Here is a 12,849-nt window from a genome sequence, read left to right on the forward strand (position 1 = left end):
CCGGGATGACACTTTCCATCCCGGCCACGGGGTACGGCCATGACCGAGCTCTCCCTCCACCGCGGCATCTCGCTCCACCGCATCGGCGCGATGATCCTGCGCTATTGGTATCTGCTGCTGTCGTCCTGGCCGCGGCTGCTCGAGCTGCTCTATTGGCCGGCGCTGCAGGTCATCACCTGGGGCTTTCTCCAGTATTACATCGCCGAGAACGCCAATTTCTTCGCGCGCGCCGGCGGCACGCTGATCGGCGCCGTCATCCTCTGGGACATCCTGTTCCGCGGCCAGCTCGGCTTCTCCATCTCGTTCTTGGAGGAGATGTGGGCGCGCAACCTCGGCAATCTCATGATGAGCCCCTTGAGGCCGATCGAGTTTCTGTTGGCGCTCATGGTCATGAGCCTGATCCGGCTTGCGATCGGCATCATTCCGATGACCCTGCTCGCGCTGTTCCTGTTTCACTTCAACATCTATGCCCTCGGCCTGCCCCTGATCGCGTTCTTCTGCAATCTGATCTTCACGAGCTGGTCGGTCGGCATCTTCGTCTCGGGCCTCGTGGTGCGTAACGGCCTCGGCGCCGAGAGCATCGTCTGGACCTTGATGTTCGCAATCCTGCCGCTTGCCTGCGTCTACTACCCCGTCAGCGTGTTGCCGGTGTGGCTGCAATACGTCGCCTGGGCGTTGCCGCCGACCTATGCCTTCGAGGGCATGCGCGCGCTGCTGATCGAGCAGACCTTTAGGAGCGATCTGATGATGGAGGCGTTGCTCATCAACGCCGTCCTTTTGGTTGCATCTTTTGGGGCATTCCTTGCCCTTTTGCGCAGCGCAAAGCGGCACGGCTCGCTGCTGTCGGGCGGTGAATAAAGTCACTTTCCCGTGGATTCAGGCTGATTTGGCGGCTTTCGGCACGTAGATGTACGGAACCATGCATTGACGCAATATTACGCATTCGGCAGTATGCTGCGATGCGAAGAGGAATATGACGATGCCTATTGGTGAGTTCGGCGGCGCACCGCCCCTGGCGGCAGAAGGCAGTCCGGCCCTGACGACGCCGATGTACTGGATGTACGAGATGGCGCACGCCTCTCTCAATCCGGCGCGTGCGGTCACCGACGCGACCAAGCTGCTGTTTCAGAACCCCCTCAATCCCTGGTCGCGCACCGAGGTCGGCAAGTCGGTCGCCGCGGCCTGCGAATTGTTCGAGCGCACCACGCGCCGCTACGGCAAGCCGGAATGGGGTCTCAACGACACCGAGGTCAACGGCATCCGGGTCCCCGTCGAGATCCGCTCGGTCTGGGAAAAGCCGTTCTGCAAGCTGCTCTACTTCGACCGCAAGTTCGCCCGTCCGCTGCGCAGTCCGCAACCGCGTGTGCTGATCGTGGCGCCGATGTCCGGCCATTATGCGACGCTGCTGCGCGGCACGGTCGAAGCCTTCCTGCCGGCGCATGAGGTCTACATCACCGACTGGGCCGATGCCCGCATGGTGCCCTTGAGCGAAGGCCGCTTCGATCTCGACGATTACATCGACTATGTCATCGAGATGCTGCATGTGCTTGGCGGCAACACCCACGTGATGGCGGTGTGCCAGCCCTCCGTGCCCGTCGTCGCGGCGGTCTCGATCATGGAAGCGCGGCGCGATCCGTTCGTGCCGACCTCAATGACGCTGATGGGCGGCCCGATCGACACCCGCCGCAATCCGACAGCGGTGAACAATCTCGCCCAGGAGCGCGGCATCGACTGGTTCCGCAACCACGTCATCACCAAAGTGCCGTTCCCGCATCCGGGCATGATGCGCGACGTCTATCCAGGATTCTTGCAGCTCAACGGCTTCATCAGCATGAATCTCGACCGGCACATGGATGCCCACAAGCAGCTGTTTGCCCATCTGGTGAAGGGCGACGGCGATCTCGCCGACAAGCATCGCGACTTCTACGACGAATATCTCGCGGTGATGGATCTGTCGGCCGAGTATTACCTGCAGACCGTCGACACCGTGTTCGTGAAGCACTCGTTGCCGAAGGGCGAGATGACCCATCGCGGAACCCGCGTCGATCCTTCCAAGGTCAAGCGCGTCGCGTTGATGACGGTCGAAGGCGAGAACGACGACATCTCCGGTCTCGGTCAGACCGAGGCGACGCACACATTGTGCAGCGCGATTCCCGATCATCGCCGCGTTCATTACGTCCAGAAGGGCGTCGGACATTACGGCGTGTTCAATGGATCGCGTTTCAAATCGGAGATCGTGCCACGGATTCACGACTTCATGGTTTCGGCTGCGAATCCTGCTTCGTTGCAGGCGCTTGCGGCTGAATAACCTCGAATTTCGGCTTTCCCGTCGAAATTTAGGCCCCTGTCGCGGCCTCCGGCGGGCGCAACTCCACGCCAGATTCGCGGTATTTAGGTAGCTTTATAGGAGTGAGTCAGCCCTCACCCCTTGGGGGTGTTGCATGCGTCCAGCGGGGGCGAAAAAAGCCGGTTCCAACCCCAGTCTGTAGGGTCTCCCGGACGCCTGACCGCTGTATATTGGGCAAATGATTTGTTTTTGCGCCGAGCGCTTCCCATGGCGGCGGTTATGGCAGAATCCGGGCGCCCTCCTGCCCCCCGGACTGACAGACATGGCCACCCGCGCACTCCTTTATCGTAGGCCCCACGAACCGAAGACCCTCGTCATCACCCACGGATCGCAATTTTTTGCGATTCGGCTGCGCCGGCACCGCCGCGCGCGCCGTTACACGCTCCGAATCCATCCGAGCGACCGCGAAGCCATCCTCACCATGCCGCCGCGCGGCACGCTTGCGGAGGCCAAGGACTTCGCACAGCGTCACGGTGCGTGGATCGCAGCGCGCCTCGGCCGCTTGCCGAAGGCCGCACCGTTCCAGCCGGGCACGGTGATACCGCTGCGCGGGACGCCGCATCGCATCGTTCATCGCGCCGGCACCCGCGGCACGGTGTGGACCGAGGTGCGTGACAGCGGTGAGCGCATTCTCTGCGTCGCCGGCGGCCTCGAGCATGTCGATCGGCGCGTCAGCGATTTCCTCAAGCGCGAGGCGCGCCGCGACCTGCAGCGCTCGGCGGAGGTCTACGCGGCCGAGCTCGGGGTCAGGGTCAAGCGCCTCTCGATCCGCGATCAGTCCAGCCGCTGGGGCTCCTGCACCTCGGCCGGCTCGCTGTCGTTCTCCTGGCGGCTGATCCTCGCCCCGCCCTTCGTGCTCGACTACCTCGCCGCGCACGAAGTCGCCCATCTCGTCGAGATGAACCACTCGCCGCGCTTCTGGCGCGTCTGCGGCAAGGTCTGCCCGTCGATGGAGCGCGCCAAGAAGTGGCTCGACACGTACGGGAATGATCTGCACCGGTATGGCGTCGAGGATTAGTTCCTCGCAGATCAGGCCGCGCTCCCAGCGCTGTCATCGCCCGCGAAGGCGGGCGATCCAGTACGCCGCAGCAGCCGTTATGAATCTCGATGCCTCGGAGTACTGGATTCCCCGCCTTCGCGGGGAATGACAGGAGAGAGTGGGCAGGCATCACCGCTCCATTATCGCCACACTTCGCGACGATTGCGCCGCTTGCCTGATTAATCCCGGCGCATCAACCGCTTCGCAGCATCCAGCGCGCATCGCGCCGGACCTCGTCTTCTACTGTGCATGGGGTTGTTTTCGCAGTTTGTGCTTTGAGGCCCGAAGGGTCCCAACCCACAACTACCGATTCCCGCCGAACAGCCGGTCCATCAGCCAGCCATCGAGCCCGGCTGCCGCCTCGGGGCGCACATTGGCGCGCGTCGGAGGCGGCGGGCGATAGCCGCCGGCGTTCGGTTGTGGCGGTGCCGCGGGCGTCGGCGGCGACACCTGCGAGGCCGCCTGCGCGAGGTTCGACAGGCCCCAGCCGCCGGGTGAGCTCGGCAACGCCGCCACCGGCACGCCCTCGTGCGCGGCCTTCATGAAGCGCGACCAGACTTCGACCGGCAGGCCGCCGCCGGTCGCCTTCTTGGTCGGCGAGTTGTCGTCGTTGCCGAGCCAGACGCCGGTGACGAGACTCGCGGTGTAGCCGATGAACCAGGCGTCGCGATAATCCTGGCTGGTGCCGGTTTTGCCCGCCGCCGGCCAGCCCGGGATCTCCGCCTTCTTGGCAGTGCCCGAAACAAGCGTCTCCCGCATCATCGCGTTCATCATGCCGACATGGCGGGGGTCGATGACCTGGTTGCGCTCCTCCGCCTGGCGCATGTAGAGCAGCTTGCCGCTGACTGTCCTGATCCTTGTGACGACATGCGGCGCCACGGCGAGGCCGCCATTGGCGAACGGCGCATAGGCGCCGACCAGCTCGACCATGGAGACTTCGGAGGTGCCGAGCGCGATCGAGGCGTTGGGCTCGAGCTTGGAGGAGATGCCGAGGCGGTGTGCGGTGCGCACCACGTTCTTCGGCCCGACCTCGAGGCCAAGACGGATCGCGACGGTGTTGAGCGACATCGCCAGCGCCTGGGTCAGCGTCACCGCGCCGAAATATTCATGGGTGTAGTTCTCAGGACGCCAGCCCTTGACCTCGATCGGCGCGTCCTGGCGCATGGTGTCGGGCGTCAGCCCCTGCTCGAGCGCGGTCAGGTACACGAACGGCTTGAACGAGGAGCCCGGCTGACGTTTTGCGGTGACCGCGCGGTTGTACTGGCTGTCGGAATAGTTCCGCCCGCCCACCATGGCGCGCACTGCGCCGTCGGGCGTCATGGCGACCAGCGCGCCCTGGCTGACGTTGAACTTCACGCTCTTGGCCGCGAGCTCGTCGATGATGGCGGCTTCCGCCACGCTCTGCAGTTTCGGATCGATCGTGGTCTCGACCTTGATGCTCTCGTCGATCTGCCCGACCAGATCGTCCAGCACCTCGCCGATCCAGTCGGCGACATAGTTCACCGTGCCGGCGCCGGCCGGCTTCACGTTGTAGGAGGGATGGCCGATCGAGGCCTTCGCCTGCGCGTCGGTGATGAACTTCGCATCCGCCATCGCCGCGAGCACGATCTGGGCCCGCGCTTCGGCACCTTCCGGATTGCGGTTCGGGGCAAGGCGGGATGGCGACTTGACGAGGCCGGCCAGCATCGCGGCTTCCGCGACGGTCACGGCCTTCGCCGACTTGCCGAAATATTTCTGCGCTGCCGCCTCGACGCCGTAGGCGCCGGAGCCGAAATAGACGCGGTTGAGATAAAGCTCCAGGATCTCGTCCTTGGAATGCTTGCGCTCCAGCCAGATCGCGAGCTCCACCTCCTGGAGCTTGCGCTGGATGGTGCGCTCCTGGGTCAGGAACAGGTTCTTCGCGAGCTGCTGCGTCAAGGTCGAGCCGCCCTGCGAGACGCCGCGATGAAGCAAATTGGTGACGAGCGCGCGCAGGATGCCGACCGGGTCGATGCCGAAATGCGAATAGAAGCGGCGATCCTCGATCGCGATGAACGCCTTGGGCAAATACGGCGGCAGATCCTTCAGCGCGACATTGGCGCCGGCCATCTCGCCGCGCTGGGCCAGAATGCTGCCGTCGATGCCGACGATCTGGATCGTTGGCGGGCGCTTCGGGATCTCCAGCGACTGGATCGGCGGCAGATGCGCGCCGACATAGATCACGACGCCGATCACCGCGATGACGCCCCACAGGCTCAGCACCGCGCCCCAATAGACCAGGCGGCCGAGACCGAACCCGCCACGCGACTTCGCTCGACGCTTGGCGCCGCTGCGGCCGGCTGGCGCCTTGCGCTCGCGCGGCGGCTCGGTGCCGGCATCCTCGCTCTTGCGCTTGGCGGATGGTTTCGCGGATTTTTTCGGCTTGTCGTCGCCGCCGGGAACGCGGTCTGCCGGGGTGAGCCGCAGATCGGCGAGCGCCGCGGGCAAGCCGAACAGCGGCTCCTTCCGCGCACCCTTTTTCTTTCCCCACGCCATACGCAAAACGCCCGGTCAGCCCGCCCCGCCGAGACGCTAGCGGTCGCTGTTTAAGGCCGGGTTACCCCGGCGTTAACGCACGATTAGGAGATGCGGCATTCGCCGGCCGCAGTTCCGCTTCCGGGGCCGCAAGGCTAGGATCGCTCGTATCAATAAGATGAGGGAGCGCCATGGGCCATATCGATCCGACCAAGGAGATCTTCGCGCAATTCCGGGAGAACGATCGGCCGGGCCCGATCCACATGCTCAACCTGGTGCGCCTGCGCAAAGAGGCGGCCTATCCCGACGGCCGCAAGGCGAGCGGCGCGGAAGCCTATGCGGTCTATGGCCGCGAAAGCGGCCCGGTGTTCGAACGGCTCGGCGGCCGCATCGTCTGGCAGGGCAAATTCGAGCTGATGCTGATCGGCCCGCAGGAGGAACGCTGGGACCATTGCTTCATCGCCGAATATCCAACCGTCGCCGCCTTCGTCGAGATGATCCGCGACCCCGTCTATCGTGAGGCGGTGAAGCACCGCCAGGCCGCGGTGGAGGATTCGCGGCTGATCCGGCACGCCGTGCTGCCGGTCGGGAAGAACTTTGGAGAGATACCGACCTGAACGCCAAGTAGGAGGCTCTCTCGATCGTCATGGCCGGGCTTGACCCGGCCATCCACGGCTTCCTTGACGCCCCAAGAACGTGGATGCCCGGGACAAGCCCGGGCATGACGTCGCAGAGGCAGATGCGTTCTAGCCCGACGGGCCGGTGTCCTCGATGATCGGTCCGAACAGCTCCCAGCGCTCGCCGTTGAACTTCATCATCTGCATCTGCTTGTTGACGCGGTAGTCGTTCGGCCCGGTGTTGATCTTGATGCCGGGCAGCGCCAGGCTCGGCGTGTAGCCCTTGATATTGGTGGCCTGCTTCATGATGTTCGCACGCGTCAGATCGTCGCCGCATTGCTTCAAGACCTGCACCAAGAGCTCGGCGACCGAATAGGCGTAGGTGTTGATGGTGTTGAGCTTGTCACCTTCCGGGAAATACTTGTCCATGAAAGCGAAGAAAGCCTTCACGCCGGGATCGTCCTTCCACTGCGGGTCGCTCGGCTCCTTGCCGTAATTGGTCGAGATGATGCCCTTGGAGATGTCGAGGCCTGCCGGCTTCAGCGTCGCCGAAATCGGGCTCGCATTGATGTCGAGGATGTGCACCGGCGTCCAGCCGAGATCGGCAAGCTTCTTAATCGCCTGCGCCGCGAATTTCGGCGTCGAGGCGTTATAGAACAGGTCGACGCCCATCGACTTCAGCTTCACCACCTGCGAGTCGACGGTGGGGTCGGTCACCTCATACGACACCTCGCCGACGATCATGTTGGCCTTGTCGCCGAGGCCGCTCTTGAGGCCGGCAAGATAGTCGCGGCCCATGTCGTCGTTCTGGTAGAGCACGCCGATCTTGGCGTTGGGGTGATTGGCGAGAATGTATTTTGCGTAGATCCGCCCCTCGGACACATAGTTGGGATTGTAAGCGATGGTCCAAGGATAGTTCTGCGGATCGTTGAAGCGCGCGGCGCCGGTCGAGGCCAGCAGCTGAGGTACCTTCTTGCCGTTGAGGTACTTCTGCACGGCGGCGTTCGCGGCTGTGCCGATCAGCTGAAAGGTGAACAGGACCTCGTCGCCCTCGACCAGCTTGCGCACCTGCTCGACGGTCTTCGGCGGCGAATAGGCGTCGTCATACTGGATCAGGTTGATCTTGCGGCCGTTGATGCCGCCCTGATCGTTGATCATCCTGAAATATGCGGCCTGGGTCTTGCCGATATTGGCGTAGACCGAATAGGCGCCGGAGAACGGCACGGTCTGGCCAATCTTGATCTCGGTGTCGCTTGCGCCGGTGTCGTATTTCTTCTGGGCGAGGGCCTGGCTGGTCGAGACTGCGACGGCGAACGCCGCCGTGGCAGCTAGGAAGGCTCTGCGATTGTTCATGTTGGTTCGTTCCTCCTGACGGAATTTTAGGTCGATGGTCTTTCTCCGTTGATTGCAACGGTCGCCATCGCTGCCGAAGATTGTGGAGGAAGCTTCGCCGCAGCGCAAGGATCGCGGCGCCGCGCCGTAGCGTCTCAGGCGAGAAACATCGCAATCAGCGCGATTGCCGCCGGCAGCGCCTGCACGATCAGGATCCGCGTGCTGACGGTCGCCGCGCCATAGGCGCCGGCCACGATCACGCAGAGCAGGAAGAACACCTTGATCTGGAATGCGAAGGCCGGGTTGCCGTGGAACAGGCCCCAGACCAGGCCGGCCGCGAGGAAGCCGTTATAGAGACCCTGATTGGCGGCCAGCACCCTGGTGATCTCGGCCTTCTCGGGCGAATTCCGAAACACCTTCAGGCCCAGCGGCTTGTCCCAGAGAAACATCTCCAGGACGAGGAAGAAGACGTGCAGCGCCGCGACCAGCGCCACCAGGATATTGGCGATCAGGATCAAGGCGAGCTCCCCCAAAAGCATCAGCTTTCGGGTGGACGTTAGCACGGCCGCCGTGGCAAGTGCGATCGATGTGTTTCGATTGCTGGTGCCGCAATGTCCGCTCGATCAACCAAGGTGCCTGAACGCTTCGGTCTCGACCACCTGGCGACGCCGATCGGGATTGCGCTGCTCGTCACCGATGCCGAGGGCAAGCTGCGCGCGCTCGACTGGGAAGACTATGAGCACCGCATGCGCGATCTGCTGCGCCTGCACTATGGCACAGTGGATCTGCGTGATCAGCCTGCGCCGTCGGACATGCGGACCGCACTCTCGCGCTATTTCGACGGTGATCTCGGTCAGCTCCAGAGCATCGCATGGCGTATCGCCGGCACGCCGTTCCAGCAAAAAGTCTGGACCGCGCTCGCGCAGATCCCCGCCGGCACCACGATGAGTTACGGCGCGCTCGCCGCGAAGATCGACATGCCCAGGGCGATACGAGCCGTCGGCCACGCCAACGGCTCAAATCCGATCAGTGTGGTGCTCCCGTGCCATCGCCTGATCGGAGCGGACGGTTCGCTGGTGAAGTATGGTGGTGGCCTCGAGCGGAAGAGATGGCTGCTGCGGCACGAGGGGGTGGAGATTTGACGCGCAGCTCAGATGCTGTTCGGGTTAATGCGCGGATCCCCCTGTTTCCAGTCAACCCATTCCTCTGCGTCTCGAAGCGAAACAAAGTCGGCGATCGGAATGTCTGTTAGGTCAGCGCGCCGTTCGATCACACGCCATCCGCCCTGTTCGAGGCGCTGGATTATGTAAGATTCGACCGGAAGGTAATCAGTCATTGCGGCTGAGCCTTTTGGGATTGCGAGGCTGGTTCAAGCCGCCGGCTGCACCGCCTTGTCGCCGGCCATCACATGGGTCAGCGCGCTCTTGATCGCGGCCTGGCGCGTCGGCGCGTTGATCTGGGCGCCCAGCAGGTCGGTGACGTAGAACACGTCGCGCGCGCGCTCGCCGAAGGTCGCGACATGGGCCGAGGCGATGTTGAGATTGAGCTTGGAGATCGCGGTGGTCAGCTCGTAGAGCAGGCCGGGCCGGTCGAGCCCGGAGACCTCGATCACGGTGTAGCGATCGGACCATTGGTTGTTGATCGTCACCTCTGGTTCGATCACGAAAGGCTTCGCCTTGCTGCGCACGGTGCGCCGCGCCACCACTTCCGGCAGGCGCAGCTTGCCCTCCAGCACGTCCTCGATCATCTCGCCGATGCGCGTGGCGCGCCGTCCCTCGTCCTCGTCGCGGTCGTACTCGCGCGAGATCGAGATGGTGTCGAGCGCGCGGCCGTCGGTCGTGGTGTAGATCTGGGCGTCGACGATGTTGGCGCCGGCCGAGGCGCAGGCGCCCGCGATGATCGACAGCAGCCAGGGATGGTCGGCGGCGAAGATCGTCAGCTCGGTGACGCCGCGCACCTCGTCGAAACCGACATTGATCGCGAGCTTGTGGCCGGCCTGCTCGCTGGAGCGGACGAAGCGGGCGTGCCGGATCTTGCGCGGCAGCTCGACCTTGAGCCAGTAGGCCGGATAGTGCCGGCCGATATAGGCGTCGAGCTCGTCGTTCGGCCATTCGGCGAAGGCCACGCGGAATTCGGCGTGCGCAGCGGCGAGGCGCTTGCCGCGGTCGACCTCTGAGAAGCCGCCGGTCAGCACCGGCTCGGTCTCGTAGTATAGCGAGCGCAAGAGCTGCGCCTTCCAGCCGTTCCACACGCCAGGGCCGACCCCGCGGATGTCGGCGGTGGTCAGGATGGTCAAGAGCTTCATCTGCTCCACAGACTGCACCACGGCAGCGAAATTCTCGATGGTCTTGCGATCGGAGAGGTCGCGCGATTGCGCGACCGTGGACATCGTCAGGTGCTCCTCGATCAGCCAGGCCACGAGCTCGGTGTCGGCCGGGCTGAAGCCGAGCCGCGGGCAGAGCCGCCGCGCCACCTTGGCGCCGGCGATGGAGTGGTCCTCGGGACGGCCCTTGGCGACGTCGTGCAGCAGCGTTGCGATGTAGATCACCGCGCGGTGCTCGGGCCGGATCTTGCGGAACAGGTCGCTCGCCAGCGCGAACTCCTCGATGCCGCCGCGCTCGATGTCCTGGAGGAAGCCGATGCAGCGGATCAGGTGCTCGTCGACGGTGTAGTGATGATACATGTTGAACTGCATCATCGAGACGATCTTGCCGAAGGCGCGGATGAAGTGACCGAGCACGCCGGTCTCGTTCATCCGCCGCAGCACGATCTCGGCATTGTCCGAGGTCAGGATCTCCATGAACAGCCGGTTGGCCTCGGGATTTTCGCGCAAGCCCGCATTGATCAGGCCGAGCGAGCGCGTCACGTCGCGCATCGCATCCGGATGGAAGGCAAGGTTGTTCTTCTGCGCGAGGCGGAAGATGCGGATCAGATTGACCGGGTCGTGCTTGAACACGTCGGGCGCGGCAACATTGATGCGGTTGTTGTCGACGATGAAGTCGTCGCTGTCGGGGACGCGCCGCTTCACTGCGCTCGGTCGCAGCCGCGCCATCACCCGGCTCAGCACCGGCGCGGGCTTGGCCTGCTGGTCCTCGAGCTTGGCGCAGAGGATGGCGGTGAGGTTGCCGACTTCCTTGGCGACCAGGAAGTAGTGCTTCATGAAGCGCTCGACGTCCTGCATGCCCGGATGCGAGGTGTAGCCGAGACGTATCGCGATCTCGCGCTGGAGATCGAAGGAGAGGCGCTCCTCGGCGCGACCAGAGTAGAAATGCAGATTGCAGCGCACCGACCAGAGGAAGTCGGCGCAGCGGCGGAAGGTGCGATATTCCTGCGCGTCGAACACGCCGCGCCCGACCAGCTCGTGGGTGTCGCGGACGCGGTAGACGTATTTGGCGATCCAGAACAGTGTGTGCAGGTCGCGCAAGGCCCCCTTGCCGTCCTTGACGTTGGGCTCGACCAGATAACGCGACTGGCCGCCGCGGCGGTGGCGCTCCTCGCGCTCGGCGAGCTTTGCGGTGACGAATTCGGACGCGGTGCCCTGCACCACCTCCTTGTCGAAGCGCTCGACCAGCTCGTCATAGAGCGGCTTGTCGCCGGTGAGGAAGCGCGTCTCCAGGATCGCGGTGCGGATGGTCATGTCGCCGCGCGCCTGCCGGATCGATTCGTCGACCGAGCGCGTGGCGTGGCCGACCTTCAGCCCCATGTCCCAGAGGCAATAGAGAATGGCTTCGGCGACCTGCTCGCCCCAGGCGGTCTGCTTGTAGGGCAGGATGAAGAGCAGATCGATGTCCGATTCCGGCGCCATCAGGCCGCGGCCGTAGCCGCCGGTCGCCACCACCGCCATGCGCTCGGCGCCGCTCGGGATCGGCGAGCGGTAGAGATGGCGCGTCGCGGCCGAATACAGGATGCGAATGATCTCGTCCTGCACGTGGCACAGCCGCTCGGCGCAGCGGCGGCCGTGGCGGTCCTTCAGAAGGGTCGCCTGGGCGGCGGCGCGCGCCGCGATCAGCTCCGCCTTGAGCAATAGCGCCATCGCCGTGCGGAACGCGTCCTCGCGCCCCTCGTGCTTCTCGGCAAGCGCATCGACCGCGGCGGTGATCCGCGCGGTATCGAAGCGCTCGTCCACCTGCGGCTTCTGCTCAGTTGCGACGCTGTCCATGTCTTACCGGATATAAGAGGTGACAGGCGCTGTCACGAGACATTCGCAAGGGACGACCGGCGAGTTTCGCCACGCAGATGAATCGGCTTCGATACCGGTATCGGCGCCTGGGGTAACGTCATGAATGTGCTTAGATTTTTCTCTTGGGGCCCGGCTGGTCATGACTGCCTCCACCAATCATGGGCTGACACCAAACCAATCGCGCTCTATACCGCTCGTCGATATCCCCGGGAGAGAACAAGATGGACGCTGCAGAGCTGCGCCAGATGCAGGCCCCGATCAAGGAGCGCTACAAGACCGATCCCAAGGCTGCGCTGATCACGCTGAAGGCCAAGGGCTCCACCGATAGCGAAGGCATTGCGTGCAAGGTCGAGACCGGCCGCGCTATCGCGATGGCCGGCCTGCATCCGGGCACAGGCGGTTCCGGCCTCGAGCTTTGCTCCGGCGACATGCTGCTCGAAGCCCTGGTCGCCTGTGCCGGCGTCACGCTGAAATCGGTCGCGACCGCGATCGAGGTGCCCTTGAAGACCGGCAACGTCTATGCCGAGGGCGATCTCGATTTCCGCGGCACGCTCGGCATCGACAAGGAGACCCCGGTCGGCTTCGCCGAGATCCGCCTGCGCTTCGAGGTCGACACGTCAGCGCCGCAGGACAAGCTCGATCTGCTGCTCAAGCTCACCGAGCGGTATTGCGTGGTCTATCAGACCATCAAGAACGGCCCGAAGGTTTCGGTGTCGATGCAAAGGATGTAAGACGCAGGTCGTCATTCCACCGATTGGTGTCGTCCCGGGGCGCGCCGCTTGGCGCGAGCCCGGGACCCATAATCCCCGGCCGTCGGGATTTTCGGACGGTCGTTGCTCCT

Annotated in this window: 11 protein-coding genes; 6 read left to right on the forward strand and 5 right to left on the reverse strand. The window is 64.2% G+C overall.

Features of this window, described 5'->3' with window-relative positions; genetic code table 11:
- Positions 1-39: 39 nt before the first annotated feature.
- The 3 genes from ACTEK7_RS15030 to ACTEK7_RS15040 all read left to right on the forward strand — a co-directional run bounded on the left by ACTEK7_RS15030 (position 40) and on the right by ACTEK7_RS15040 (position 3,365).
- Entirely contained in the window at positions 40-858 is an 819-nt protein-coding gene (locus ACTEK7_RS15030; RefSeq protein WP_036002338.1) for an ABC transporter permease, read from the forward strand.
- Between the two features lie 121 nt (positions 859-979).
- Positions 980-2,308, forward strand: a complete 1,329-nt coding sequence (locus ACTEK7_RS15035; RefSeq protein ID WP_036023987.1) for a polyhydroxyalkanoate depolymerase — start codon at positions 980-982, stop codon at positions 2,306-2,308.
- Positions 2,309-2,525: 217 nt separating this feature from the next.
- Positions 2,526-3,365, forward strand: a complete 840-nt coding sequence (locus ACTEK7_RS15040) for a M48 family metallopeptidase (RefSeq protein WP_036023974.1) — start codon at positions 2,526-2,528, stop codon at positions 3,363-3,365.
- A gap of 324 nt (positions 3,366-3,689) precedes the next feature.
- On the opposite strand, the gene ACTEK7_RS15045 is transcribed toward ACTEK7_RS15040, so the two are convergent.
- Entirely contained in the window at positions 3,690-5,900 is a 2,211-nt protein-coding gene (locus ACTEK7_RS15045; RefSeq protein WP_225148433.1) for a transglycosylase domain-containing protein, read from the reverse strand.
- A 170-nt stretch (positions 5,901-6,070) separates the two neighbouring features.
- Here ACTEK7_RS15045 and ACTEK7_RS15050 point away from each other — a divergent pair, with 170 nt between their 5' ends.
- A complete protein-coding gene (locus tag ACTEK7_RS15050) occupies positions 6,071-6,496 on the forward strand; it encodes a DUF1330 domain-containing protein (protein WP_225148432.1) in 426 nt (141 codons plus the stop codon).
- 129 nt (positions 6,497-6,625) lie between these two features.
- On the opposite strand, the gene ACTEK7_RS15055 is transcribed toward ACTEK7_RS15050, so the two are convergent.
- Both ACTEK7_RS15055 and ACTEK7_RS15060 read right to left on the reverse strand, forming a co-directional pair.
- Positions 6,626-7,849, reverse strand: coding sequence for an ABC transporter substrate-binding protein (locus ACTEK7_RS15055; protein WP_225148431.1), 1,224 nt, complete (start codon positions 7,847-7,849; stop codon positions 6,626-6,628).
- 134 nt (positions 7,850-7,983) lie between these two features.
- Positions 7,984-8,367 carry a DUF1304 domain-containing protein gene (locus ACTEK7_RS15060; protein WP_081492917.1) on the reverse strand — a complete coding sequence of 128 codons (384 nt, stop codon included), beginning with the start codon at positions 8,365-8,367 and terminating at the stop codon, positions 7,984-7,986.
- A 72-nt stretch (positions 8,368-8,439) separates the two neighbouring features.
- Here ACTEK7_RS15060 and ACTEK7_RS15065 point away from each other — a divergent pair, with 72 nt between their 5' ends.
- On the forward strand, positions 8,440-8,970 hold the full coding sequence (locus ACTEK7_RS15065) for a methylated-DNA--[protein]-cysteine S-methyltransferase (RefSeq protein WP_036023966.1): 531 nt from the start codon (positions 8,440-8,442) through the stop codon (positions 8,968-8,970).
- Positions 8,971-8,978: 8 nt separating this feature from the next.
- Here ACTEK7_RS15065 and ACTEK7_RS15070 read toward each other — a convergent pair whose 3' ends face one another.
- Both ACTEK7_RS15070 and ACTEK7_RS15075 read right to left on the reverse strand, forming a co-directional pair.
- Positions 8,979-9,164 carry a hypothetical protein gene (locus ACTEK7_RS15070; RefSeq protein WP_036023964.1) on the reverse strand — a complete coding sequence of 62 codons (186 nt, stop codon included), beginning with the start codon at positions 9,162-9,164 and terminating at the stop codon, positions 8,979-8,981.
- A 33-nt stretch (positions 9,165-9,197) separates the two neighbouring features.
- Positions 9,198-11,987, reverse strand: coding sequence for a [protein-PII] uridylyltransferase (locus tag ACTEK7_RS15075; RefSeq protein ID WP_225148430.1), 2,790 nt, complete (start codon positions 11,985-11,987; stop codon positions 9,198-9,200).
- 242 nt (positions 11,988-12,229) lie between these two features.
- On the opposite strand from ACTEK7_RS15075, the gene ACTEK7_RS15080 reads away from it, so the two are divergent.
- On the forward strand, positions 12,230-12,739 hold the full coding sequence (locus ACTEK7_RS15080; RefSeq protein ID WP_036002314.1) for an OsmC family protein: 510 nt from the start codon (positions 12,230-12,232) through the stop codon (positions 12,737-12,739).
- Positions 12,740-12,849: the final 110 nt, after the last annotated feature.

Source organism: Bradyrhizobium sp. JHI2711, assembly GCF_056156565.1.

Coding starts and splice junctions, on each gene's coding strand:
- ACTEK7_RS15055 (WP_225148431.1), bottom strand. CDS start 7,849: ATGAACAATCGCAGAGCCTTCCTAGCTGCCACGGCGGCGTTCGCCGTC.
- ACTEK7_RS15070 (WP_036023964.1), bottom strand. CDS start 9,164: ATGACTGATTACCTTCCGGTCGAATCTTACATAATCCAGCGCCTCGAA.
- ACTEK7_RS15035 (WP_036023987.1), top strand. CDS start 980: ATGCCTATTGGTGAGTTCGGCGGCGCACCGCCCCTGGCGGCAGAAGGC.
- ACTEK7_RS15060 (WP_081492917.1), bottom strand. CDS start 8,367: ATGCTTTTGGGGGAGCTCGCCTTGATCCTGATCGCCAATATCCTGGTG.
- ACTEK7_RS15045 (WP_225148433.1), bottom strand. CDS start 5,900: ATGGCGTGGGGAAAGAAAAAGGGTGCGCGGAAGGAGCCGCTGTTCGGC.
- ACTEK7_RS15040 (WP_036023974.1), top strand. CDS start 2,526: ATGATTTGTTTTTGCGCCGAGCGCTTCCCATGGCGGCGGTTATGGCAG.
- ACTEK7_RS15050 (WP_225148432.1), top strand. CDS start 6,071: ATGGGCCATATCGATCCGACCAAGGAGATCTTCGCGCAATTCCGGGAG.
- ACTEK7_RS15080 (WP_036002314.1), top strand. CDS start 12,230: ATGGACGCTGCAGAGCTGCGCCAGATGCAGGCCCCGATCAAGGAGCGC.
- ACTEK7_RS15030 (WP_036002338.1), top strand. CDS start 40: ATGACCGAGCTCTCCCTCCACCGCGGCATCTCGCTCCACCGCATCGGC.
- ACTEK7_RS15075 (WP_225148430.1), bottom strand. CDS start 11,987: ATGGACAGCGTCGCAACTGAGCAGAAGCCGCAGGTGGACGAGCGCTTC.
- ACTEK7_RS15065 (WP_036023966.1), top strand. CDS start 8,440: ATGTCCGCTCGATCAACCAAGGTGCCTGAACGCTTCGGTCTCGACCAC.